Source organism: Vibrio proteolyticus NBRC 13287 (assembly GCF_000467125.1).
Taxonomy (GTDB): Bacteria; Pseudomonadota; Gammaproteobacteria; order Enterobacterales; family Vibrionaceae; genus Vibrio; species Vibrio proteolyticus.
Genome location: NZ_BATJ01000028.1, coordinates 35,556 through 57,322 on the forward strand (window position 1 = coordinate 35,556; position 21,767 = coordinate 57,322).

Here is a 21,767-nt window from a genome sequence, read left to right on the forward strand (position 1 = left end):
TGCCCGCATTGGCTGGATTGTGGAGCAAAACGATTTCGCCGGACAAAGTCGGTGATTTATTATGCAGCCCAATCTGTTCGGGAAAGCATTTTCGGATCGGCTCCGAGCCGATCCGCTTACTTAATAATAATCATAATTTCCCGCCACACTGAAGTATTTACCCATCTAGGGAATAGTAATAATGTTGCAATTTCATAAACTTATGATTGCACCTCTGCTCTTCTGGACATTGCTGTGTTCGTTCCAGATCCAGGCTGCGGGTGCAGAGCCAAAAGACAAATTCCTCCAGTCTCTGGAAGGCATCGAGCGTCAGGTTTACGCCTTGCCGCAAAAATCGCTGGCGCAAATTGAGCAGTTGGAAGAAGACTCACTACTGCAAAACCAGCCGAGAGAGTTGCTGGTGCGTTACTACCTGGCCAAATCGACGGTACTGGAACTGCTGGGGCGACAAAAGGAGAGTTCAGCGGCGGCAAAGAAAGGGCTGAGCCTGGCGCCAAAACAGAGCCGTGAACACCTGTTGCTTGAGTTGCATCAGATTCAGGCGATGATGGGCAAAAACGACATCAACGAAGCCGTCTCTTCATTGGATACGCTACTGAAAACGTCACGCACGAATGGTGATAAGCAGCTGGAATCGGAAGTGCTGTTGGTCAAAGGGCGCTACTACGAAGTTCAGGGGGATTTTAAAAAGTCCTATGCAGCGATCATGTCCTCGCTTGAGGCGGCAGAGTCTTCCGGTGTACAAGGACAGGTAGAGCGTGCTGCGTTAGGGCTGGGTGATGTACTGGTCAAAATTCAGGGTTATGGCCGCTCGGAAACGGTGCTGAATCAGGCGTACCGCTATTTCAAAGAGCGGCGTATGTCGTTCAATGAGTTGCTCAGTGTGCTGACCATTGCCAAATTGCACAAAGCGCAGTTCCAGTATGATAAAGCGATTGACGCCTATCAGGACGCGCTCAAACTGGCGCAGATCATCGGCGATGGCCGTTTTCGTTTCCGCATCAACCTGGAACTGGCTTCTCTGTACCGCGAGACCGATAACGACCGGAACATGCTGCGCCACCTGAGACTGGCGGAAAACCTCCAGTACCGTGAAACGTCGAGTGCCTATCTGGCGACTTTCAGGTTGCTGCAAGCGCAGTATATGCTGGAGCAGAAGAAGTTTGACGAGTTGCTGGCTATGATCACGCCAATGCTGCCGGAGATCATCAAGAGCCCGCACATTCAGCAGCAGCAACTGGAGCTGCTCAAAGTGGCAGCCCAGGCCTACGCTGGCGCGAACAACTTTCAGCAGGCGTACCAGTCTTATGGTCAGTATCACAATAAATTCATTCAGTTCAGCAACGATCGCGAGATGGAAAAACTCGAGCGTCAGCAGATCCTGTTTGAGCTGGAGCGACTGGAATATGAGAACCAGGATCTGAACTGGAATAACGTTTTGCAACGGATGGAACTGGAGAACAATCGCCGGACTTTCTACTTGCTGGGGGAAATTGTGATTGCACTATTGGCTGTGATCCTGTTGCTGGCAGTCGTGTTCCTGGCCGTCAACCGTTCGCGTATCCGCATGCGTCGTTTAGCGAAAACGGACACGCTGACCGGTTTGTTCAACCGTCGTTTCCTGGAAGAGTGGTTTATGCAGCCGATCACGGAACAGGCTGCACCTAAGCCGGAAGTGAAACCACAATCGCTTCCGGGTAAAGTGACGTACCACTTACGTCAGCAATGGAAACGCGTCCAGTCAGGTTATGCACAGCTCAACAAGTGGCTGGAACGTAAACTGGACAAAAAAGTGGTGGTGAGAAAACCGGAAACGGGGCCCATCACGATGGTGATGATCGATGTCGACCACTTCAAACAGGTGAACGATACCTACGGACACGTGTTTGGCGACGTGGTTTTGACTGGTGTGGCTAAAGTACTGGAATCGTCGGTGCGAGACAGCGATATTGTCGCGCGTCTCGGCGGAGAAGAGTTCGTTGTGGTGCTGCCAAAAACCGATCTGGAAGAATCCGTGGCGTTAGCAGAACGCCTGCGTGAGGCGGTGGCTCAACAAGGATTCGTGACTGAGAGCGAACAAGCCGTCAATGTCACGTCGAGCTTCGGTGTATTGACGACCCATCAGGTGGACATGGAGTTTGAGGTGCTGTGTAATCAGGCCGACAAACTGCTGTATGAAGCCAAGGCCAGTGGACGAAACTGTGTGAAAGCACTACAGCTAAGCTGATAATGTGAGAGAAGCCCGTCGAATGATGTCGCGGGCTTTTTTATGGCTCTTTATGGTCGTGCTTTGATGTGGGCTGCGCATTGTCGTTGTCGTCTGCTGACGGGTCTTTACGGCTTGAAAACAGGTTCAGCAGTTTATCCCACCATAAACGCATAGTCGCAAGACCCGCGACGACCGTCGCGATAATCGCTTGCAGGATCACGCTGCCCGTACCGGGATCCAGATACGCTTGTGCCGGAAAACTTGCCATCAGGGTCAAGGCCACTAAGCCCAGTTTGTGGTGCGTGCGGGAAAGCATAAAACACTCCCTATCTGGTTATTGATAAAAAAGAGATTAGTTCAACTGTAGTCAGGCGGCGTTCATTCAGCAAATGCAGATTAGGCTATAGTTATGAGTATTCCAGCTCTGAGTGACCTTAAGTGACGATGAACTATGCAGAATATTGAAGTGGATGACTCTTCTTTCCGTGACAGCAGTGGTTTTGTGTTTCGCTATCAAGGGACGCTGTATCGTCAGGTGAACCAATGTTTTGCCGATGCCTTTGATGCTTATCTGGATAGTGGCCTGCATCAGGCTCTGACGGAGCGCAACTATCTGGTCCGCCATCGCGAGCAGCCACTGGACGGTTATCGCTCTGATCTGGCACACAAAATCCTGAAGCCAGAGCGTATTCGCTACATTTCGTATCCGTATGAATGGTGCTTTAGCCAACTTAAAGACGCGGCGTTGTTGACACTCGACATTCAGTTGCTTGCACTGGACTACGGGTTTAGTTTGAAAGACGCCAGTGCGTTTAACGTCCAGTTTCATCAGGGAAGGCCAATTTTCATTGATACCTTGTCCTTTGAGCCTTATGAGCAGGGTACATGGGTGGCCTATCGCCAGTTTTGTCAGCACTTTTTGGCGCCGCTGGCTCTCAAAGCTCATTGCGACCACCGGTTGGGAAAACTGGCTGAGCTGTATATTGATGGGGTGCCACTTGATCTGACGAGTCGACTGTTGCCCAAACGCACCTGGCTGAGCTTCAATATTCTGTCCCATATTCATCTACACGCGAAAATGCAAACCCGTTACGGTGACAAGGCGCATCAGACGCAAGCCGCGCTGAAAGGGGCAGATGCAATGAAGGTGGACAAACTGCGCGCCATGCTCAAGGGGCTGAGAACTTACATTGCATCGCTGCACTGGCATACGCCTTCGTCTGAGTGGGGGGAGTATTAGTCAGCACACTAATTATCAGGACGCAGCGATGCAGGGTAAAATCGCTTTGGTTGAGGGCTATCTTAGCCAGCGTGGTACGCCAGCCTCTCTGCTCGCGGACATTGGCGCCAACTCAGGTCAGTTCAGTCGCTTAGCCAGCCGTTACACCGAGCAGGTGGTGGCGTTTGATATCGACGAAGTGGCCGTCGAGCACAACTATCAGCAAGTTCGTGAGTCCGGAGAGAGTCATATTCTGCCACTGGTGTTGGATCTGTTTAATCCGTCGGCCGCCATTGGCTGGGCGAACGGCGAGCGAAGCTCGTTTGTATCGCGCGGTGCGTTTGATGTGGTGATTGCCCTAGCGCTGATCCATCACCTGGCGATCAGCAACAATACTCCGCTTGAACACATCGTCAGGCTGCTGCATCACATCAGCCGTCAACAAGTGATCATAGAGTTTGTCCCCAAGGAAGACTCCCAGGTACAGCGTTTACTGGCGAGCCGCAAAGACGTTTTCCCACAATACCATCAGGTGGGGTTTGAAGCGGCACTGGCCGGCTATTTTACCATTGAAGCCAAAGACCAAATTCCTCACTCTTGTCGCACGCTTTACTGCCTGACGAAACTGTCTTAATTCAGCTGTGCTGGCAGCATCGAGACATCATAGCCCATCTCACTCAGGTGTCGGGTTAACATTTGATAGGCCTGTTGCTGGCTCAGAGCACGCTGACCACAGCGGTTATCGGGTGGGTGTACCAAGGTGTGTGTCAGCGCAACGGCCTCGGGCTGATTGAGATTGAGCGAGTAAAGCCGACCGCACAGCGCCATCGACAAAGTCCCCAAGGTATAAAAAGGGGCACGGACACTGGCCGCCGATTTCCATTCTCCCATTCCCACGATCTGCTCATCCGGTGATGTGGCGATAAAAATGGGCTTAGGCACTCTGCTGGTAGCTAAGAGATCCTGACCGTCCATCCACTCCGGAATGGGCAGCGACAAGTAACCCAGCAGGGTCGGGGCGATATCTACCCGTTGCGAAGGCTGTACGACCACTCCGCTTGGCTCGCGATGTGGAAAGCGGATCAACAAAGGCAGCGTTTGATCAATGCTGTGGCCGATACCGTGATCACTGGTGAAAATCAGTATGGTGTTGTCCAGTTCGCCCCGTTCAATCAACAACTGATAGATTTCTTGAGCATACGTATCCCACTGACGAATCGCGTTGTCGTAGTGATCGAGCATCCACATTTGGGGCTGATGTTTGGTGTCGGTAAACACCGGGGTTTCATAGGCAAATTTATTACCGTGTGGGCCGAGCAGGTGAACATTAGCAAAATATGGACGTGGTGCGGTAGCGATGTGGGTTATGAGTTGATTGACCCGATCGCGATCGCTGAATCCCTTAGGAATGTCCAAGCCACCATTGACCAGTTGATGTGGGTACGCCATTGGCGCATGGCCCGTCAGATGAGCTAACCGTTGATAGAGGCGTTGCCAGGTTTCCTCCCAGAACTGCACACTGTCTGGCCAGCGCTGAACAATAACCTCCCGAATGTCGTTATGGCGCGAAGAGACATGGCGGCGATTGGCGTAATCAAAACCGTTTCTGATCTTGAGATCCACCGGATCAACGTAATAGCGCAGGGTGATATCGATGTTGAAATATCCCGCCTGTTTCAGCAACCCCGGCAGGTGCTGGTACATGTCCTGACCGCGAAACGTATCCGGGCGGAAGATCACCCGGGTTCGAGTCGGGTATTTGCCGCTCAGCATCGCTCCCATGGCGCCGGTGGTTTTGGCGGAGTTGGTCCAGTGATGATGAAACACCATGCTCTCGTTGGCGATCTGCTCTAAAAACGGTGTGGTTTGGCGCGCGTAACCGTACACCGAAACATGATTGCTGTTCACGCCATCAGCGCTGAACACAATAATATTAGGCGGTGATTCGGGTTGCACCTGCACCGCACTTTGAGCCGGTATATGTGCAATGACTTGTGGTGACTGATAAGACAGCCACACCATCACCAAGGAGAGGCTCAGAAGCACGGCGCAGGTTGTGCTGAGTTGACGCTGCAGCGCGATGTGCGTGGCCAGGTACGACATGGCTGGCATCAGGCGGCGCACAAAATAACCTACTAAACCAATAAAAAGCAGCCAATACACTGATTTAACCAATAGGCTGTTTGCCGACGGTGAGGCAAAGCGAAGCAGGGTATAGGTAAAATTATCGATCAGTAGAAAAGTGGTACAGGAGAGAATCAAGCCGGGAATCAACAGGGCGATGTGTCTTAGCGGCAACCCAATCAGCGGGATAGTCCCCGGTGCGCGCAGCATAAGCACAGTCAGCAGCAATACGGCCATAACGCCTATCACCACTAAGGGCAATGGCGCTACCAGCGCAACCGCGACACTGTGTATCACATCAAGATAGCTGAACATCGATGGACGAAAGTAGAAAAACAGCCACTCCATCAGGTAGTACAGATACCCGCACAATAGAGTGATGATCCCAAGGCTAAGCAGATACGCGCCCGTTGCCGGAGTGTGGGTTTGGTCCATAGCGCTTCCCGTACACAAGATGAGTTTTGAGTATAGTCAAAGCGTCATCGAGCACAGGTTATGAACGATGAGTTCTGGGAGCTTTTGGATCATGGGTGTCCTTCCCGACATGGAACTCGCTATTTATCTCATATTGAGATGGATAACTGGCATTAATCGACCAGAGCATACCGGAAGTCATCACTGTTGAGGAAAAGGAGCTGAATACGGAAGGCCAGAAAAACAAAGGCCCGTAGATTTCTCTACGAGCCTTCTTGAATATGGTGGCCCCTCGCAGACTTGAACTGCGGACCAATCGATTATGAGTCGACTGCTCTAACCACTGAGCTAAGGGGCCAAATTAGGACAACGATTATAGGGGAAGCTTGCCGGGGTGTCTAGCCGCAGATATTACCAATTGCGCTTAGTTTTTATCCACTTAGAACGTCAGGCAACAAAAAAGGTGAGCCATTGCTCACCTTTTTTCATGCTTGGTCGATTACTCGTCCAGGAAACTGCGCAGAGTTTCTGAGCGGCTTGGATGACGAAGCTTACGCAGTGCTTTGGCTTCGATCTGACGGATACGCTCACGGGTAACGTCGAACTGCTTACCAACCTCTTCCAAAGTGTGGTCGGTATTCATGTCGATACCAAAGCGCATACGCAGTACTTTCGCTTCACGAGGCGTCAGGCCTGCCAGTACGTCACGAGTCGCCACTTTCAGGCTGGTAGAAGTCGCAGAATCCAGCGGCAGTTCCAGAGTGGTGTCCTCGATGAAATCACCCAGATGCGAATCTTCGTCGTCACCGATTGGTGTCTCCATTGAGATTGGCTCTTTGGCAATTTTCAGTACTTTACGGATCTTGTCTTCCGGCATTTGCATGCGCTCTGCCAATTCTTCCGGTAACGGCTCACGGCCCATCTCTTGCAGCATTTGACGCGAGATACGGTTGAGCTTGTTGATCGTTTCGATCATGTGAACCGGAATACGGATCGTACGAGCTTGGTCAGCGATTGAACGAGTGATCGCCTGACGGATCCACCAGGTCGCGTAGGTCGAGAATTTGTAACCACGACGGTATTCAAATTTGTCGACCGCTTTCATCAGACCGATGTTACCTTCCTGGATCAGATCCAGGAATTGCAGACCGCGGTTGGTGTATTTCTTAGCAATCGAAATAACCAGACGCAAGTTGGCTTCCACCATCTCTTTCTTCGCGCGGCGAGCTTTGGCTTCACCGATAGACATACGGCGGCTGATGTCTTTGATGTTCTGAACCGTCAGTGACGTTTCTTCTTCGATCGCTTTCAGTTTCAGGATAGAACGACGGATGTCGTCTTCGCTGCGTTTGATCTTTTCAGCGTAAGGTTTGTCTGAAGACAGAACCTCATCCAACCAGGCTTCGCTGGATTCATTGCCGGTAAACAGAGCAATGAAAGATTTCTTCGGCATTTTGCCGTATTCAACCGTCGAGCGCATGATCAGGCGCTCTTGCGTGCGTACGCGATCCATAGCGGTACGCAGTTCTTCCACCAGGTAGTCAAACTGTTTTGGTGTCAGACGGAATTCTTTGAATACGTCGATAACCAGTGCGTGCGCTTCGCTGGCTTTGTTGCTTTCACGGCCGTGTTCGTTTACTGCCAGACGGTAGTTCTGGAAGGTGTTGCGCAGATCGGTGAATTTCTCAAGCGCCAACTCAGGGTCGATGCCGGTATCTTCTTCTTCAGAAGAGTCGTCATCGTCCTTGTCTTCATCTTCGTCTTCGTCGAGATCTTCGTCGTCTTCGTCCGCCAGTTCGTTTTCTGCCAGTTCAGAACCGATGTGAGTGGCCGTTGGGGCGCTGGTCTCTTCATCGTTTGGATCTACGAAGCCGGTGATCAGGTCGGTCAGGCGCAGTTCTTCGGCTTGAACTTTGTCGAACTGTTCCAGAATGTATGGAATCGTACCTGGGTATTCTGCGACAGCGTTCTGAACCTGGTTGATACCATCTTCAATACGCTTCGCGATATCGATTTCACCTTCACGAGTCAGCAGTTCTACCGTACCCATTTCGCGCATGTACATGCGCACCGGGTCGGTGGTACGGCCGATTTCGTTCTCTACACTGGATAGTGCAGCCGCGGCCGCTTCGGCAGCGTCTTCGTCGGTGATGTTGTTGTCATCGCTAAGAGCAAGGTCATCGGCATCAGGAGCGGTTTCCACTACCTTAATACCCATGTCATTAATCATCTGAATAATGTCTTCTACCTGCTCGGAATCGACGATTTCTGCGGGCAGGTGATCGTTAACTTCGGCATAGGTCAGATAGCCTTGTTCCTTGCCCTTAATGACAAGTTGTTTTAGCTGTGACTGCGGATTTTGATCCATAGACGGTATCCAACTTCGTATCTGGTGAAGGAATTAGTATGCGAAATGCAAACCACGAATACTAACAAATTTATTCATTGCTGACTAATCAAACAGGGTTACGCTTTCAAATCTAGCATTAAGGCTAGCAGCTCCCTTTTCTCTTCGGCTGATAAACCGACACTTCTTGCTTTGGCCTGCAGGTTTTCAATTTGTTTTTCAACGCACTGAGCAAGTATTTTGTCCAATGAGTCTAAAAATATATCTTCTTGATTGTCTTCAGCGAGCGGGATCTCCCAGCTGGCAAGACGAGACAGAAGCGCCTCATTTTTGTTATTACGCCAGTGTTCAAGCAACTGGCCGGTGTTGATATGGGGGTGGGACTGACAATAATCAAGTACTTCCACCAATAAACCCAAACCAGGCAACGCCAATCCCCGGACACTGGACAGGTCCGGTACCATTTCAGCATAGCTTGGATTCTGAATAAGCAAAGCGATCACTTCTCGCATCGGTGTGCGCTTGATCTCTTTATGAGGCTGGGGACGTGCCGCGGCCTCACTGGTGCTTTTTTTGTTCAAGCTAGACTGAATCGCGTCAGAGCTCAGGCCGGTTCGCAGCGATAGCTCTTCCCATAAATATAGCTTTAATGACTCATCTCGTACCGAGTTGATGAGCGGTTCGGCCAGATGGACCACCCGAAAGCGACCTTCTCGGCTGCTGTTGTCGACCACTTTTTCCATTAAGCCGCTGAACAGAAAGTCAGAAAACGGCGTGGCCTGCTGGACATGCAGCTCAAATGCTTCGGTGCCGTTCTGGCGGATAAATGAATCGGGATCCTCTTTATCCGGCAGGAACATAAACTTAAGAGTTTTGTTCCCGTTCAAATAGGGTAGAGCATTTTCCAGCGCGCGCCAGGCAGCCTGACGACCCGCGTTGTCGCCGTCGTAACAGCAGATCACGGCACTGGTCTGGCGAAACAGCACCTGCAGGTGGTCGCCGGTTGTGGACGTCCCCAGAGACGCCACGGAGTAATCCACTCCGTATTGTGCCAATGCCACCACATCCATATAGCCTTCAGTGACCAGTATCTGCGGCGGCTCTCGGTACGCCTGCAACACTTCGTACAGGCCGTAAAGCTCTTTGCCTTTGTGAAAGATCGGCGTTTCCGGAGAGTTGAGATATTTGGGGGTGCCTTCGCCGAGCACCCGGCCTCCAAAGCCGATCACGCGGCCACGCCGATCGCGGATTGGGAACATGATCCGCCCGCGGAAGCGGTCATAGCGATGGCCATTGTCGTTCTCAACCAGCATACCCGCTGAGGTCAGCATCTCTTCTGCATCGCGGCCGCGGGCAAAGTTTTTGCGCACGCTGTCCCACTCGTCGGGGACATAGCCGATACCAAACTTCTGCACAATTTCACCGGATAAGCCGCGACCCTTGAGGTATTCGATGGCTACCTTGCTGGACGAGAGCTTGAGCTGATCACGATAGAACTGAGCAATACTGCCCATCAAATCATAGAGGCTGCGTTTTTGTTCGCTGTTGGCGCGTGGCTGCTGATTGAGATTGCTGCCGCTGCGCTGTTCCCGTGGCACATCCAGGCCGAGAAAAGAGGCCAGTTCTTCAATGGCTTCAGGAAATTCCAGCCGCTCGAATTCCATCATAAAATCGATGGCATTGCCGTGTGCACCGCAGCCAAAACAGTGATAGAACTGCTTTTCCTGGCTGACGCTGAAAGACGGGGTCTTTTCGTTGTGGAACGGGCAACAAGCGCTGTAGTTTTTGCCTTTTTTCTTCAGTTTTACGCGTGCGTCAATGATATCGACAATATCAAGCCGAGCAAGGAGGTCATCAATAAAGCTGCGAGGGATGTGTCCTGCCATAAAACCGAATAGAAAGCCTCAATGTAGATAGGATAGATACAAACAAGCCGTGCGTTCCAGTGGATAGCACGGCTTGCTGCAAATGGGGTTGGTTTAAGCGAGTTTAGCGCGAACTAAACCACTCACTTTCCCCATGTCTGCACGCCCTTGAATTTTCGGCTTGAGCACGGCCATCACTTTCCCCATGTCTTGCATGCCCGCTGCGCCAGATTCGGTGATAGCACTGTCAATCAGTGCTGCGACTTCATCTTCGTTCAGTGGTTGAGGCATAAATTCCTCAAGGACAACGATTTCCGCTTTCTCAGCGTCTGCCAAGTCTTGACGACCTGCAGCTTCATACTGCGCAACAGAGTCGCGACGTTGTTTGACCATTTTTGTCAGCACAGCGAGAATATCGTCGTCGCCCAGAGTGATCTGTTCGTCAACTTCACGTTGTTTAATGGCCGACAGAGCCAAACGAATAGTGCCAAGGCGCGTTTTGTCCCTGGCTTTCATCGCTAATTTTTGCTCTTCTTTGAGTGTGTCAATCAGAGCCATAACTCAATTCCTTTACTGAATTAAGTTATTAGTACAGGCGAACGCGACGAGCGTTTTCGCGAGCTAGCTTCTTAGCGTGACGCTTTTGAGCTGCTGCTTTAGCGCGTTTGCGAACGGTAGTTGGTTTTTCGTAGTGCTCACGACGACGCACTTCAGAAAGGATACCTGCTTTTTCGCAAGAGCGCTTGAAACGACGCAGAGCTACGTCGAACGGTTCGTTTTCACGTACTTTAACTACTGGCATATGCCTTTCACCTCAGGGGTTATTCGTTAATGCTGGCCTATAACAGTCAAACATGAATTGCTTGGACGCTAACCAGCTTGATCAAAAATGGTGCGGAATTTTAATCCGATCACATAGCCATTGTAAAGCCTTTTATTGCCTATTGTCTGTACAAAATTTGTTTGAAAAGCCAAGGCGAGGTAAGATTGCGCCAAATTTTGATTGTGGATACGGGTGTACCGAGAAAAATATGCGCATTATTGGCATTGAAACCTCCTGTGATGAAACGGGAATCGCTATCTATGACGATGAAAAAGGCCTGTTGGCGCACAAGTTGTACAGTCAGGTAAAACTGCATGCCGACTACGGTGGTGTGGTACCGGAACTGGCCTCGCGCGATCACGTGAAAAAGACCATTCCGCTGATCAAAGCTGCGATGGCTGAAGCCAACCTGACACCCGCGGACATTGACGGCGTTGCCTACACCGCTGGCCCGGGATTGGTGGGCGCATTGCTGGTGGGCGCGACCATCGGGCGCAGTATTGCGTATGCCTGGAATGTGCCGGCTGTACCGGTCCACCATATGGAAGGCCACCTGCTGGCGCCAATGCTGGAAGATAACGTTCCGCCGTTCCCGTTTGTTGCGGTGCTGGTGTCTGGTGGTCACTCGATGATGGTCGAAGTAAGAGGCATCGGTGAGTACAAGATTCTTGGCGAGTCGATTGATGATGCCGCTGGTGAAGCGTTTGATAAGACCGCGAAACTGATGGGGCTGGATTACCCGGGTGGACCGCTGCTGTCGAAGCTGGCGGAGAAGGGCACGCCAGGGCGCTTTAAGTTTCCGCGACCGATGACCGATCGCCCGGGACTGGACATGAGTTTTTCCGGGTTGAAAACTTTCACCGCCAACACCATTGCAGCCAACGATGACGATGAGCAGACCCGAGCGGATATTGCGTACGCGTTTGAAGAGGCCGTCTGTGAGACGCTGGCGATCAAATGTCGCCGCGCACTGGAGCAGACAGGCATGAAGCGTATCGTGATAGCCGGCGGTGTGAGCGCGAATAAGCGTTTGCGTGCTGAGCTGGAAAAACTGGCGAACAAAATCGGCGGTGAAGTCTATTATCCGCGCACCGAATTTTGTACCGATAATGGCGCCATGATTGCTTACGCTGGCATGCAGCGTCTGAAAAATGGCGAAGTGGCTGACCTGTCGGTACAGGCGACGCCGCGCTGGCCGATTGACCAGTTGGAACCGATTGCCTGATTTGCCAAGTATGAAAAAGCGGTCGCCCTGTGCGGCCGTTTTTTTATCGCTGCGTCTGGCGACAGCTCCGAGTGGTGATTGATAGTAATGATGATAGGATAACGACAAAAATTACAACAATACCTTTGATGGACACTGTCATGATGAAAAAATTTACCATAGATGGACAACAGCTCGCTTATCTGGATGTGGGGCAGGGACCTGTTTTGCTGCTGGGTCACAGCTACTTGTGGGATCATCAGATGTGGGCACCACAGATTGAAGCGCTCAGTCAGTCATATCGCTGCATTGTGCCGGATCTTTGGGCGCACGGTGAATCCGATCCGGCGCCACAGAAAACCCGTTCATTGCAGGACATTGCGGCCGATATGCTGGCGCTGATGGATTATCTCGATGTGGCACAGTTTGCGGTTGTCGGGCTGTCGGTCGGCGGCATGTGGGGCACGGAGCTGGCGCTGATGGCGCCCGGACGAGTGACGGGGCTGGTGATGATGGACACCTTTGTCGGTCTGGAGCCGGAGGTGACTCACCAAAAATACTTTGCGATGCTGGAAGCCATCAGCATGGCGCAGATGGTACCCGCACCGATCGTCGATGCGGTGGTACCAATGTTCTTTGCCCGTAACGCGGCGCAGAACTCTCCGCAATTAGTGAACAAATTTTCGGCTCAGCTTTCGGCGATCAAAGGGCAAGATGCCGTGGAAATCGCACGTATCGGCCGCATGGTGTTTGGTCGTCGCGATCTGATCGAAGAGCTGGAAACATTGGCGTTGCCGGTTTTGATCGCCGTGGGTGAGGAAGACACCCCGCGTCCGGTACTGGAGTCGTTCCTGATGCAAGATTGCATCGCGGGCAGTGAGCTGGTGCAAATTCCCGCAGCGGGACACATCAGTAATCTGGAGCAGTCGCAGTACGTGACACAGATGCTGGAGCGCTTTCTTGCCGAGCACGCTTAATCGAAAGACCTCTCAGGAGGTCTTTTTTATGTCTTTCTTTTCGCCGACTTTGGGCTCGGTGCCATCGAACAGACGGCGGATGTTCTGGTGATGTCGAAACACGATCAGGCAGCACAACATGGCAACCGGCAGGGTATATTGTGGTTTGATCAGCCAGGTATATAAGGGCGCCAGCAGTACCGTGATCAGTGCGGCCAGCGAGGAGTAGCGGAAGATCAGTGCGATCACCAGCCAGGTTGCTATGATCAATAACGTCAGGTCCCAGCCAATCGGAGCAATTGCGCCCAGCGCCGTCGCCACTCCTTTTCCTCCTTTAAAATGGAAGAAAATCGGATACATATGTCCGAGACAGGCCGCAATGGCCACCACCCCGAGAATGATCGGATCAATATCGAGAAAATAGCCGCCCCACACCGGAATGGTGCCTTTCAACATGTCACACACCAGCACCGCTACCGCTGCTTGTTTACTACCAATGCGCAGCACGTTCGTGGCACCGGGGTTCTGGGATCCGGCGCTGCGAGGGTCCGGCAGACGCAGTACCCGGCAGATCAGCACGGCACTCGAGATCGACCCCAGTAAGTAGGCAGAAATGATCAGGATGAGGGCGAGTGGTGTCATGGATACTCTTAATGGCTGAAACGTATGCTCTATGTTGCTATCATATCGCGAAAATTTGACTCAAACTACCGAACCCGTTGGCGGATGTGTGAGCAGAAGCTGAGTTTTTAATGATATGTGTTTTGTTTTAGTTTGGGTATCCGACCTCTGAAGGAAATGGCTATCACCATGGATAAAGTGTTTATTGAGCAGTTAGAAGTGATCACCACGATCGGTGTATACGACTGGGAGCAGGAAATTAAGCAGAAGCTGGTGCTGGATATCGAAATGGCACACGACAACCGCCCGGCGGGTCACAGCGATAATGTGGCGGATGCTCTGGATTATGCTCAGGTCAGTCAGGCAGTTCTGTCGCATATTGAAAATGGTCGCTTCCTGCTGGTGGAACGTGTCGCGGAAGAAGTAGCGGCACTGATCATGACCCGTTTTGCTGTCGCGGGCGTCCGCATTCGTCTGACCAAACCTGGTGCTGTACCTCAGGCCAAAGGTGTGGGTGTCGTCATTGAGCGGGGCCAGATGTGATCACTAGTTACATCGGTGTCGGTACCAACCTTGAACGACGCAAACACGTCGAAGCGGCGGTACGTGAGTTATCGCAACTTGGCCAGCAACTGCGTTTGTCTCAGGTGTATGAGTGTGATGCACTCGGATTCGACAGCCACCCGTTTTATAACCTGGTGATTGAGCTAAAAACGGAGCTGACTTTCACGCAATTTTCACAGGCGCTGCGTAACATAGAGCTAAAGTGGGGACGCCGGCCCGACGCCGGTAAACTGGAAGACCGGACGCTCGATCTGGACATCATCTTATTCGGTGAGATGGTGTCGGACACGCAACCGGAAATTCCCCGCAGCGACATTTATAAATACCCTTTTGTACTGCAACCGCTGTATGAGTTGTGTCCGCAACGGGTCGTGCCGGGAGATGGCCGCACCATCGCGGCGTTGTGGCAGGCAATGCCTTCTTTTCAATCGTTAACCCAGATTGAGCTGTGGTTCAATCCTGACCTTTTTTGAGTATCTCATGAGTTATTATGAAGCCTTTATGCTGGCGCTGATCCAGGGCCTGACTGAGTTTTTGCCAATTTCCAGTTCGGCGCACCTGATTTTGCCTTCGGCGATTCTGGGCTGGGCCGATCAGGGCCTAGCGTTTGATGTGGCGGTCCATGTCGGTACGCTGGCGGCGGTGGTGATCTATTTCCGTAAGGAAGTCATCAGTTTATTAAGCGCTTTCTTCGCTTCCATTTTCCAGGGCGATCGCAGCAAAGAAGCGAAACTGGCGTGGTTGATTGTACTGGCGACCATTCCGGCGTGTATTTTTGGCCTGCTGATGAAGGATGTGGTGGAAACTTACCTGCGCAGTGCTTGGGTGATTGCCACCACGACCATCGTGTTTGGTATACTGCTGTGGTACGTCGACAAACACGCGACGCAAAGCGATGATGAGTATCAGGCTACCTGGAAATCGGCGCTGTTTGTTGGTCTGGCTCAGGCGCTGGCGATCATTCCCGGGACTTCCCGCTCGGGCGCTACCATTACTGCGGCGTTGTATCTGGGCTTTACCCGTGAAGCGGCGGCCCGTTTTTCCTTTTTGATGTCCATTCCGATCATCATGCTGGCGGGGGGCTACCTGGGAATGAATCTGGTCACCAGTGGCGCGCCTGTTCACCTTGGCTTCATGCTGACGGGGATTGTGACCTCGTTCATCAGTGCTTACCTGTGCATCCACTTTTTCCTCAAGTTGATTGCCCGTATGGGAATGATGCCGTTTGTCATTTATCGCCTTCTTCTGGGTGCCGGGTTGTTCGCCTTTCTGATGATGGGTTAACCCTGTCCTGTTAACATCCTGACACGATTAGTGAAAAGACTACTGAGTGCCGCCTCGCCTGACTCCGGGCGTTGTGGTATAAAGTAGTCTTTCTTTTCCTCGTTAATGTCAGGTGATATGCGAATTTTTGCTCTTACCCTCATCGTGCTGCTCGGCTGGCTGCAATATGAATTGTGGCTCGGTAAAAACGGCATTTCTGACTTTAAAGCCGTGAATGCTGAAATCGAAGTTCAGGAACAGGTGAACCAAAGCCTCCACTCACGCAATACTGAAATGTTTGCTGAGATCGATGACTTGCGCCAGGGGCTGGACGCGATTGAAGAGCGTGCCCGCCACGAGCTGGGAATGATCAAAGAGGGGGAGACCTTCTACCGCATCGTCGGGGAGGAAACCAAATAGCATGTCAGACATCGCCTCTGTGATCGCCGTGGTCCCCGCAGCCGGGGTCGGCAGCCGTATGCAGGCCGATAGGCCAAAACAGTATTTGCCGATTGCCGGTCACACAGTGTTGGAACACACCGTACACAAACTGCTTAGTCATCCTAAAATCTCAAAGGTGGTGGTGGCCGTAACCGATGGCGACCCGTATTTTCCGGCACTGGCGATTGCAGCGCATCCTGACGTGGTGCGGGTCTCCGGTGGAGGTGAGCGTGCAGACTCGGTGCTGTCTGCACTGAAATACATTCAGGCCCACGCGTTATCTGAATGGGTAATGGTGCATGATGCGGCCAGGCCGTGCATTACACACGCCGACCTCGACGCTTTGATAGCCGCGGTGGAGCAGCATGAAGTGGGCGGCATTCTGGCGAGCCCGGTACGCGACACCATGAAACGCGCGGACGCGGCATGCAACATTGACCACACCGTGGAACGGCAGGCGCTTTGGCACGCTTTGACGCCACAAATGTTTAATACTGAGCAATTAACCGACGCACTGGCTAAAGCACTGGCTCAAGGTGTGACGATCACCGACGAAGCGTCGGCGCTCGAATGGCTGGGTTATAAGCCTGCGTTGGTGAAAGGGCGGGCTGACAACATCAAAATTACCCAGCCCGAAGATCTTGCGCTGGCCGAGTTTTACTTGCGCCGCGATTGAAATTCAGTAAGTAAGGAAGGGTTATGATTCGAATTGGTCACGGTTTTGACGTCCATAAGTTTGGTGGACCGGGTCCGGTGATTATTGGTGGCGTGGCGGTCCCGTACGAGCAAGGGTTGATTGCTCATTCCGATGGTGACGTCGCGCTGCACGCATTGTGTGATGCGCTGCTGGGTGCGATTGCCGCCGGAGATATCGGCCGCCATTTCCCGGACACCGACGACAAATGGAAAGGCGCAGACAGTCGTGAACTGCTGAAAGATGTCTACCGCCGGGTGCAAGCGCAGGGTTATGTGCTGGGAAATGCCGACATTACCATTATCGCCCAGGCTCCGAAGATGGCGCCGCACATCGAAGCCATGCAGACCACCATCGCGGCGGATCTGGGCACTGACCCAGGCAATATTAATGTAAAGGCCACCACGACGGAACGTCTCGGTTTTACCGGGCGTAAAGAAGGCATTGCTACCGAAGCGGTGGTGTTGCTGATGAAAGCGTGATGGCGGATGAGTAGAAACTGAATATGTCCGATATGTTATCCCCTCTGGCCTACCTGAATGGTGTGCCAAAAGCCAAAGCCAAACTGAAAGCACAACCACAGCATTTTCAGGTCCGGGAAGATCTGGGTTATGAGTTGTCTGGTCAGGGCGAACACCTAATGGTGCGGATTCGCAAAACCGGTGAAAACACCAGCTTTGTGGCCAATGAGCTGGCAAAAGCGTGCGGCGTGAAATCGAAAGATGTCAGTTGGGCGGGTTTGAAAGACCGTCATGCTGTGACAGAGCAATGGCTGAGTGTCCATCTGCCTGGTGGCGACACACCGGATTTCGATGCCTTTCTGAAGCAATACCCAAGCATTGAAATTCTGGCGGTGACACGTCATCACAAAAAATTGCGCCCCGGCGATCTCAAAGGGAATCATTTTACGCTGACTTTGTCTGAAGTCTCTGATACAGAAGATGTTTTGCAACGTTTGTCTGCAATTGCTGAGACTGGCGTACCGAACTATTTCGGCAGTCAGCGGTTTGGTAACCAGGGGAACAACGTCAGTGAAGCCCGTCGCTGGGGACGTGAGAACGTTCGTACCCGTAACCAGAACAAGCGCAGCCTGTATCTGTCGGCGGCCCGTTCGTGGATCTTCAACCATATCGTGTCTGCGCGGATTGAGCAGGGAGCGTTCGATCGAGTTGTGGAAGGCGACATTGCGCTGACAGGCGAGGGATCGACGCTGGTGGAGGCCGACCAGGTGGCGGCGTTCAATCTTCAGCTTGAGCGCGGTGAAGTACAAATCAGCGCGGCGATGGCGGGCGATAATGCGCTGCCGACGCAGGCGCAGGCACTGGCTCTTGAACAACCACAACTGGACGCTGAGCCGGATCTGATGGCGTTGATTCGGGGTAACCGGATGCGTCATGAGCGTCGACCAGTGGCGCTAAAAGCGCAGGACCTCAGCTGGCAGGTCGACGGCAACAATATAACCCTGCACTTCTCTTTGGACGCGGGTTGCTTCGCAACGGCGATTGTACGAGAGTTAGTGGAAGAAATTCCGGTAGAGCGTGTGTACTAAGTCATGGAAAGACCACTAAAAATTTTAATCAGTAATGATGATGGTGTGTATGCGGAAGGGATACATGCCTTAGCACAGGAGTTGCGTGATCTGGCGGAAATTACCATTGTCGCGCCGGATCGTAACCGCAGTGGCGCCTCGAACTCACTGACGCTTGAGCAGCCGCTACGTGTCACCCAAATCGCTGAAAGGACGTATTCAGTGCAGGGAACGCCGACCGACTGTGTCCACTTTGCACTCAATGAGTTGATGAAAGATGATCTGCCAGATCTGGTGTTGAGCGGTATCAATCATGGCGCCAATCTTGGTGACGATGTGCTCTATTCGGGAACCGTGGCGGCGGCGATGGAAGGACACTTTCTCGGAGTGCAGGCGATTGCGTTCTCGCTGGTCGGTAAACACCATTTTACCACCGCAGCCCGGGTTGCCCGTCAACTGGTGGAACAACACATTGAAAAACCGATTCCGACCAATCGTTTACTCAATGTTAACGTTCCGGATCTTGCCAGTGCGGCCCTGAAAGGGGTAAAAATAACGCGTCTGGGTGCGCGTCATCATGCGGAAAACATGATTAAACAACTTGACCCTCGCGGTCATGACATCTATTGGCTTGGTCCGCCGGGCAAAGAGCAGGATGCCGGCGAAGGGACGGATTTCCATGCCACTGAACAAGGCTGGGTATCGGTCACTCCGTTGCAGGTCGATTTGACCGCGCATGAGTCTTTGCAGAGTATGGATAACTGGCTGAAGGACCGATGATCATGACCAACCCACATGCCGACAAATTAGTGGAACGCCTTGTCGCCAGTGGCATCCAGGATCCGCAGGTACTGAATGCGATCTATACCTTGCCACGCGAGAACTTTGTCTCGCAGGCAATGTTGCATCAGGCCTATGACAATAACGCACTGCCGATTGGCCACGGACAAACCATTTCTCAACCTTATATCGTGGCCAAAATGACGGAAATGCTTGCGCTTAAGCGCACCAGTAAAGTTCTGGAAATCGGGACTGGCAGCGGTTATCAGACCGCCGTGTTGGCGCAACTGGTGGAGCATGTGTATTCCGTCGAACGGATTAAAGCCCTGCAATGGGATGCGAAGCGGCGCCTGAAACAGCTCGATATTTACAATGTCTCGACCAAGCACGCCGATGGCTGGCAGGGCTGGGCCGCGAAAGCGCCGTTTGATGCGATCATCGTAACGGCCGCGGCAGAAACCCTGCCGCAAGCCTTGATGGCGCAACTTAATGACGGTGGTGTGCTGGTGATCCCGGTCGGCACTGAAGAACAAGCCCTGATGAAAGTCACTCGCCATGGCGATGAGTTTACATCGGAAGTAATTGAAATGGTGCGTTTCGTACCCCTGATAGCAGGTGATCTCGCGTAACCCATGAGTATGTGGTCTAAATCGATACTGATGTTTGGCCTTAGCAGCACATTGATTGGATGTGCTGCGCATTCCCCTGCGCCAGTGTCTGGATTGAAACGCGACTACAACTCTGTGGAGCGAGGTAGTTACCGTGGCAGCTACTACCAGGTTGAACGTGGCGATACGCTGTATTTCATCGCCTACATCACAGGCAAAGATGTAAATGATCTGATTCGTTACAATAACTTGGATGCGCCTTATACCATTCACCCTGGACAGAAACTCAAGCTTTGGCGTCCGACTTACGTGCCACCGGCCTACGGCGGAACCGGCGCTGGGGCAGCGAAAGAAACCACCAGTGTTGCAGCCGCCACGGCTGTCGTGGCTTCAGCCGCGGCTACTAGCGCTGGCAGCACAGCCGCCACCAAACCGGTTGTGACCAATTCGAGTAAAAACTCGAATCAAAAGGTTACGTCTACGGGTGCAAAAAATAACCAAAAACAGGTCAAAAAAGAACCAGAAAAGAAGGTTGAACAATCCAAACCAAAGGAGTATGTTGGCAGTGCAAGTAAACAAAATGTTAACAAAACTGTCAGCAGTTCGACACCAAAAAACGACAAAGTAACCAAATGGTTATGGCCAACAAAAGGGAGAGTGATTAAGAACTTTTCTGCAGGAGATCAGGGCAACCGAGGGATAGACATCGCAGGGCAGCGTGGTCAATCCATCACATCGACTGCAGCAGGCACCGTAGTTTATTCAGGTAATGCGCTCCGGGGTTACGGTAATCTGGTGATTATAAAACATAATGACAACTATCTGAGTGCGTATGCCCATAATGATCGGTTGTTTGTACACGAAGGACAGAGTGTGAAAGCAGGCCAAAAGATTGCGACCATGGGAAGTTCGGGTACCAACAGTGTGCGCTTGCACTTTGAAATTCGCTACCAGGGTAAGTCGGTGAATCCAAAGCGCTACTTACCGTAGATTTACTTGTACTGAGTAATGAAGCGACATTAAAAGCGGTAATGTCTTGCTAGCTCGCCAGGGGGAGGCACTATGAGTATCAGCAACACAGCAACAAAACTCCAAGAATTCGATGCAGATTCGGATACCGAAGCGATGGAAATGCTTGAGGTAGAAGAGAGCGCCGAAAACAATTCTAGTAACAATTCATCCACTGATGACACCAAAGAAGAGTTTGAGGTTACCAGCAAAAGCTTGGACGCCACACAACTCTACCTCAGTGAAATCGGCTTTTCGCCGCTCCTGACTGCCGAAGAAGAAGTGCTGTATGCACGTCGGGCGCTACGAGGCGATGAAGCAGCCCGCCGACGTATGATTGAAAGTAACTTGCGCTTGGTGGTGAAAATTTCCCGTCGTTACAGCAACCGTGGCCTGGCGCTACTGGATCTGATCGAAGAGGGGAATCTGGGGCTTATCCGCGCGGTCGAAAAATTCGACCCGGAACGCGGCTTCCGGTTTTCAACATATGCGACCTGGTGGATCCGTCAGACCATTGAACGGGCCCTGATGAACCAGACGCGCACCATACGTCTGCCGATCCACGTGGTCAAAGAACTCAATATCTATCTGCGTACTGCGCGTGAACTGTCGCAGAAACTGGATCACGAGCCCACCGCAGAAGAAATTGCCACTCAGCTGGACAAGCCGGTCGATGACGTTAGCAAAATGCTGCGTCTCAACGAACGCGTCAGCTCTGTCGACACGCCGATTGGCGGTGACGGTGAGAAAGCACTGCTGGATATTATTCCGGACGTGAATAATTCCGATCCGGAGCTGTCGACTCAGGATGACGACATCAAAACCTCGTTGATTGACTGGTTGGATGAACTGAACCCGAAACAAAAAGAGGTGCTGGCTCGCCGCTTTGGGTTGTTGGGGTATGAACCGTCGACGCTGGAAGAAGTCGGTCGTGAAATTAACCTGACTCGCGAGCGCGTGCGTCAGATTCAGGTTGAAGGCTTACGTCGTTTACGCGAAATCCTGGTCAAGCAGGGGCTGAATATGGAAAACCTGTTCAGCGTTGAAGACGAGTAACGGGCGACATAGGAAAAGGGCGATGGTGAACCATCGCCCTTTT

At 52.1% G+C, this 21,767-nt stretch carries 23 protein-coding genes and 1 tRNA gene; 16 read left to right on the forward strand and 8 right to left on the reverse strand.

Going from position 1 to position 21,767, the window contains the following annotated elements:
* The first annotated feature begins 181 nt into the window (after positions 1-181).
* Positions 182-2,227: a GGDEF domain-containing protein gene (locus tag VPR01S_RS20795; protein WP_021707341.1), complete on the forward strand. Its 2,046-nt coding sequence runs from the start codon at positions 182-184 to the stop codon at positions 2,225-2,227.
* A 40-nt stretch (positions 2,228-2,267) separates the two neighbouring features.
* Here VPR01S_RS20795 and VPR01S_RS20800 read toward each other — a convergent pair whose 3' ends face one another.
* Positions 2,268-2,525 carry a hypothetical protein gene (locus tag VPR01S_RS20800; protein ID WP_021707342.1) on the reverse strand — a complete coding sequence of 86 codons (258 nt, stop codon included), beginning with the start codon at positions 2,523-2,525 and terminating at the stop codon, positions 2,268-2,270.
* A gap of 135 nt (positions 2,526-2,660) precedes the next feature.
* Here VPR01S_RS20800 and VPR01S_RS22960 point away from each other — a divergent pair, with 135 nt between their 5' ends.
* Together VPR01S_RS22960 and VPR01S_RS22965 are read left to right on the forward strand one after the other, a co-directional pair.
* Positions 2,661-3,449 carry a hypothetical protein gene (locus VPR01S_RS22960; RefSeq protein WP_021707343.1) on the forward strand — a complete coding sequence of 263 codons (789 nt, stop codon included), beginning with the start codon at positions 2,661-2,663 and terminating at the stop codon, positions 3,447-3,449.
* 28 nt (positions 3,450-3,477) lie between these two features.
* Entirely contained in the window at positions 3,478-4,062 is a 585-nt protein-coding gene (locus tag VPR01S_RS22965; RefSeq protein WP_021707344.1) for a methyltransferase domain-containing protein, read from the forward strand.
* On the opposite strand, the gene VPR01S_RS20810 is transcribed toward VPR01S_RS22965, so the two are convergent.
* From VPR01S_RS20810 to rpsU, 6 genes are all read right to left on the reverse strand, one after another.
* Positions 4,059-5,987 carry a sulfatase-like hydrolase/transferase gene (locus VPR01S_RS20810; RefSeq protein ID WP_021707345.1) on the reverse strand — a complete coding sequence of 643 codons (1,929 nt, stop codon included), beginning with the start codon at positions 5,985-5,987 and terminating at the stop codon, positions 4,059-4,061. The genes VPR01S_RS22965 and VPR01S_RS20810 overlap by 4 nt on opposite strands.
* A gap of 261 nt (positions 5,988-6,248) precedes the next feature.
* A tRNA-Ile gene (locus tag VPR01S_RS20815) sits at positions 6,249-6,324 on the reverse strand.
* A gap of 141 nt (positions 6,325-6,465) precedes the next feature.
* On the reverse strand, positions 6,466-8,334 hold the full coding sequence (rpoD, locus tag VPR01S_RS20820) for an RNA polymerase sigma factor RpoD (RefSeq protein WP_021707346.1): 1,869 nt from the start codon (positions 8,332-8,334) through the stop codon (positions 6,466-6,468).
* A 98-nt stretch (positions 8,335-8,432) separates the two neighbouring features.
* The gene (gene dnaG / locus VPR01S_RS20825; protein ID WP_021707347.1) at positions 8,433-10,199 is read right to left on the reverse strand and encodes a DNA primase; all 1,767 of its coding nucleotides are present in this window, start codon (positions 10,197-10,199) and stop codon (positions 8,433-8,435) included.
* Between the two features lie 93 nt (positions 10,200-10,292).
* The gene (locus VPR01S_RS20830; RefSeq protein WP_021707348.1) at positions 10,293-10,736 is read right to left on the reverse strand and encodes a GatB/YqeY domain-containing protein; all 444 of its coding nucleotides are present in this window, start codon (positions 10,734-10,736) and stop codon (positions 10,293-10,295) included.
* 28 nt (positions 10,737-10,764) lie between these two features.
* Positions 10,765-10,980 (reverse strand): 30S ribosomal protein S21, encoded by a 216-nt coding sequence (gene rpsU / locus VPR01S_RS20835; protein WP_001145625.1) that lies wholly within the window; start codon positions 10,978-10,980, stop codon positions 10,765-10,767.
* A gap of 229 nt (positions 10,981-11,209) precedes the next feature.
* On the opposite strand from rpsU, the gene tsaD reads away from it, so the two are divergent.
* Both tsaD and VPR01S_RS20845 read left to right on the forward strand, forming a co-directional pair.
* Positions 11,210-12,226 carry a tRNA (adenosine(37)-N6)-threonylcarbamoyltransferase complex transferase subunit TsaD gene (gene tsaD, locus VPR01S_RS20840; protein ID WP_021707349.1) on the forward strand — a complete coding sequence of 339 codons (1,017 nt, stop codon included), beginning with the start codon at positions 11,210-11,212 and terminating at the stop codon, positions 12,224-12,226.
* A gap of 143 nt (positions 12,227-12,369) precedes the next feature.
* Positions 12,370-13,182 (forward strand): alpha/beta fold hydrolase, encoded by an 813-nt coding sequence (locus tag VPR01S_RS20845; RefSeq protein WP_040903271.1) that lies wholly within the window; start codon positions 12,370-12,372, stop codon positions 13,180-13,182.
* A gap of 12 nt (positions 13,183-13,194) precedes the next feature.
* Here VPR01S_RS20845 and plsY read toward each other — a convergent pair whose 3' ends face one another.
* Positions 13,195-13,803 carry a glycerol-3-phosphate 1-O-acyltransferase PlsY gene (gene plsY, locus VPR01S_RS20850; RefSeq protein ID WP_021707351.1) on the reverse strand — a complete coding sequence of 203 codons (609 nt, stop codon included), beginning with the start codon at positions 13,801-13,803 and terminating at the stop codon, positions 13,195-13,197.
* 168 nt (positions 13,804-13,971) lie between these two features.
* On the opposite strand from plsY, the gene folB reads away from it, so the two are divergent.
* The 11 genes from folB (at position 13,972) to rpoS (ending at position 21,724) form a co-directional block, all read left to right on the forward strand.
* Entirely contained in the window at positions 13,972-14,325 is a 354-nt protein-coding gene (gene folB / locus VPR01S_RS20855; RefSeq protein WP_021707352.1) for a dihydroneopterin aldolase, read from the forward strand.
* Positions 14,322-14,819 (forward strand): 2-amino-4-hydroxy-6-hydroxymethyldihydropteridine diphosphokinase, encoded by a 498-nt coding sequence (folK, locus tag VPR01S_RS20860; RefSeq protein WP_021707353.1) that lies wholly within the window; start codon positions 14,322-14,324, stop codon positions 14,817-14,819. The genes folB and folK overlap by 4 nt, the downstream gene beginning before the upstream one ends.
* A 7-nt stretch (positions 14,820-14,826) precedes the next feature.
* Complete coding sequence (locus VPR01S_RS20865) at positions 14,827-15,630, forward strand: undecaprenyl-diphosphate phosphatase (protein ID WP_021707354.1); 804 nt, start codon at positions 14,827-14,829, stop codon at positions 15,628-15,630.
* A gap of 117 nt (positions 15,631-15,747) precedes the next feature.
* A complete protein-coding gene (ftsB, locus tag VPR01S_RS20870) occupies positions 15,748-16,029 on the forward strand; it encodes a cell division protein FtsB (RefSeq protein WP_040903273.1) in 282 nt (93 codons plus the stop codon).
* A gap of 1 nt (position 16,030) precedes the next feature.
* A complete protein-coding gene (gene ispD, locus VPR01S_RS20875) occupies positions 16,031-16,726 on the forward strand; it encodes a 2-C-methyl-D-erythritol 4-phosphate cytidylyltransferase (protein ID WP_021707356.1) in 696 nt (231 codons plus the stop codon).
* Positions 16,727-16,749: 23 nt separating this feature from the next.
* Entirely contained in the window at positions 16,750-17,226 is a 477-nt protein-coding gene (gene ispF, locus VPR01S_RS20880) for a 2-C-methyl-D-erythritol 2,4-cyclodiphosphate synthase (RefSeq protein ID WP_021707357.1), read from the forward strand.
* A gap of 23 nt (positions 17,227-17,249) precedes the next feature.
* On the forward strand, positions 17,250-18,293 hold the full coding sequence (gene truD / locus VPR01S_RS20885; RefSeq protein WP_021707358.1) for a tRNA pseudouridine(13) synthase TruD: 1,044 nt from the start codon (positions 17,250-17,252) through the stop codon (positions 18,291-18,293).
* A 3-nt stretch (positions 18,294-18,296) separates the two neighbouring features.
* Positions 18,297-19,052 (forward strand): 5'/3'-nucleotidase SurE, encoded by a 756-nt coding sequence (gene surE / locus VPR01S_RS20890; RefSeq protein ID WP_021707359.1) that lies wholly within the window; start codon positions 18,297-18,299, stop codon positions 19,050-19,052.
* Between the two features lie 2 nt (positions 19,053-19,054).
* The gene (locus VPR01S_RS20895) at positions 19,055-19,681 is read left to right on the forward strand and encodes a protein-L-isoaspartate(D-aspartate) O-methyltransferase (RefSeq protein ID WP_040903252.1); all 627 of its coding nucleotides are present in this window, start codon (positions 19,055-19,057) and stop codon (positions 19,679-19,681) included.
* 3 nt (positions 19,682-19,684) lie between these two features.
* Complete coding sequence (gene nlpD, locus VPR01S_RS20900) at positions 19,685-20,650, forward strand: murein hydrolase activator NlpD (protein ID WP_021707361.1); 966 nt, start codon at positions 19,685-19,687, stop codon at positions 20,648-20,650.
* Positions 20,651-20,722: 72 nt separating this feature from the next.
* The gene (gene rpoS / locus VPR01S_RS20905) at positions 20,723-21,724 is read left to right on the forward strand and encodes an RNA polymerase sigma factor RpoS (RefSeq protein WP_021707362.1); all 1,002 of its coding nucleotides are present in this window, start codon (positions 20,723-20,725) and stop codon (positions 21,722-21,724) included.
* Positions 21,725-21,767 lie beyond the last annotated feature (43 nt).

What these genes read in the sequence shown, in the direction of transcription:
- tsaD (WP_021707349.1), top strand. Translation starts at nt 11,210, where the DNA reads ATGCGCATTATTGGCATTGAAACCTCCTGTGATGAAACGGGAATCGCT.
- VPR01S_RS20845 (WP_040903271.1), top strand. Translation starts at nt 12,370, where the DNA reads ATGAAAAAATTTACCATAGATGGACAACAGCTCGCTTATCTGGATGTG.
- VPR01S_RS20795 (WP_021707341.1), top strand. Translation starts at nt 182, where the DNA reads ATGTTGCAATTTCATAAACTTATGATTGCACCTCTGCTCTTCTGGACA.
- rpoS (WP_021707362.1), top strand. Translation starts at nt 20,723, where the DNA reads ATGAGTATCAGCAACACAGCAACAAAACTCCAAGAATTCGATGCAGAT.
- VPR01S_RS20865 (WP_021707354.1), top strand. Translation starts at nt 14,827, where the DNA reads ATGAGTTATTATGAAGCCTTTATGCTGGCGCTGATCCAGGGCCTGACT.
- rpoD (WP_021707346.1), bottom strand. Translation starts at nt 8,334, where the DNA reads ATGGATCAAAATCCGCAGTCACAGCTAAAACAACTTGTCATTAAGGGC.
- VPR01S_RS20810 (WP_021707345.1), bottom strand. Translation starts at nt 5,987, where the DNA reads ATGGACCAAACCCACACTCCGGCAACGGGCGCGTATCTGCTTAGCCTT.
- truD (WP_021707358.1), top strand. Translation starts at nt 17,250, where the DNA reads ATGTCCGATATGTTATCCCCTCTGGCCTACCTGAATGGTGTGCCAAAA.
- VPR01S_RS22965 (WP_021707344.1), top strand. Translation starts at nt 3,478, where the DNA reads ATGCAGGGTAAAATCGCTTTGGTTGAGGGCTATCTTAGCCAGCGTGGT.
- folB (WP_021707352.1), top strand. Translation starts at nt 13,972, where the DNA reads ATGGATAAAGTGTTTATTGAGCAGTTAGAAGTGATCACCACGATCGGT.
- VPR01S_RS20800 (WP_021707342.1), bottom strand. Translation starts at nt 2,525, where the DNA reads ATGCTTTCCCGCACGCACCACAAACTGGGCTTAGTGGCCTTGACCCTG.
- dnaG (WP_021707347.1), bottom strand. Translation starts at nt 10,199, where the DNA reads ATGGCAGGACACATCCCTCGCAGCTTTATTGATGACCTCCTTGCTCGG.
- VPR01S_RS22960 (WP_021707343.1), top strand. Translation starts at nt 2,661, where the DNA reads ATGCAGAATATTGAAGTGGATGACTCTTCTTTCCGTGACAGCAGTGGT.
- rpsU (WP_001145625.1), bottom strand. Translation starts at nt 10,980, where the DNA reads ATGCCAGTAGTTAAAGTACGTGAAAACGAACCGTTCGACGTAGCTCTG.
- ispF (WP_021707357.1), top strand. Translation starts at nt 16,750, where the DNA reads ATGATTCGAATTGGTCACGGTTTTGACGTCCATAAGTTTGGTGGACCG.
- surE (WP_021707359.1), top strand. Translation starts at nt 18,297, where the DNA reads ATGGAAAGACCACTAAAAATTTTAATCAGTAATGATGATGGTGTGTAT.
- ftsB (WP_040903273.1), top strand. Translation starts at nt 15,748, where the DNA reads ATGCGAATTTTTGCTCTTACCCTCATCGTGCTGCTCGGCTGGCTGCAA.
- VPR01S_RS20830 (WP_021707348.1), bottom strand. Translation starts at nt 10,736, where the DNA reads ATGGCTCTGATTGACACACTCAAAGAAGAGCAAAAATTAGCGATGAAA.
- nlpD (WP_021707361.1), top strand. Translation starts at nt 19,685, where the DNA reads ATGAGTATGTGGTCTAAATCGATACTGATGTTTGGCCTTAGCAGCACA.
- plsY (WP_021707351.1), bottom strand. Translation starts at nt 13,803, where the DNA reads ATGACACCACTCGCCCTCATCCTGATCATTTCTGCCTACTTACTGGGG.
- VPR01S_RS20895 (WP_040903252.1), top strand. Translation starts at nt 19,055, where the DNA reads ATGACCAACCCACATGCCGACAAATTAGTGGAACGCCTTGTCGCCAGT.
- ispD (WP_021707356.1), top strand. Translation starts at nt 16,031, where the DNA reads ATGTCAGACATCGCCTCTGTGATCGCCGTGGTCCCCGCAGCCGGGGTC.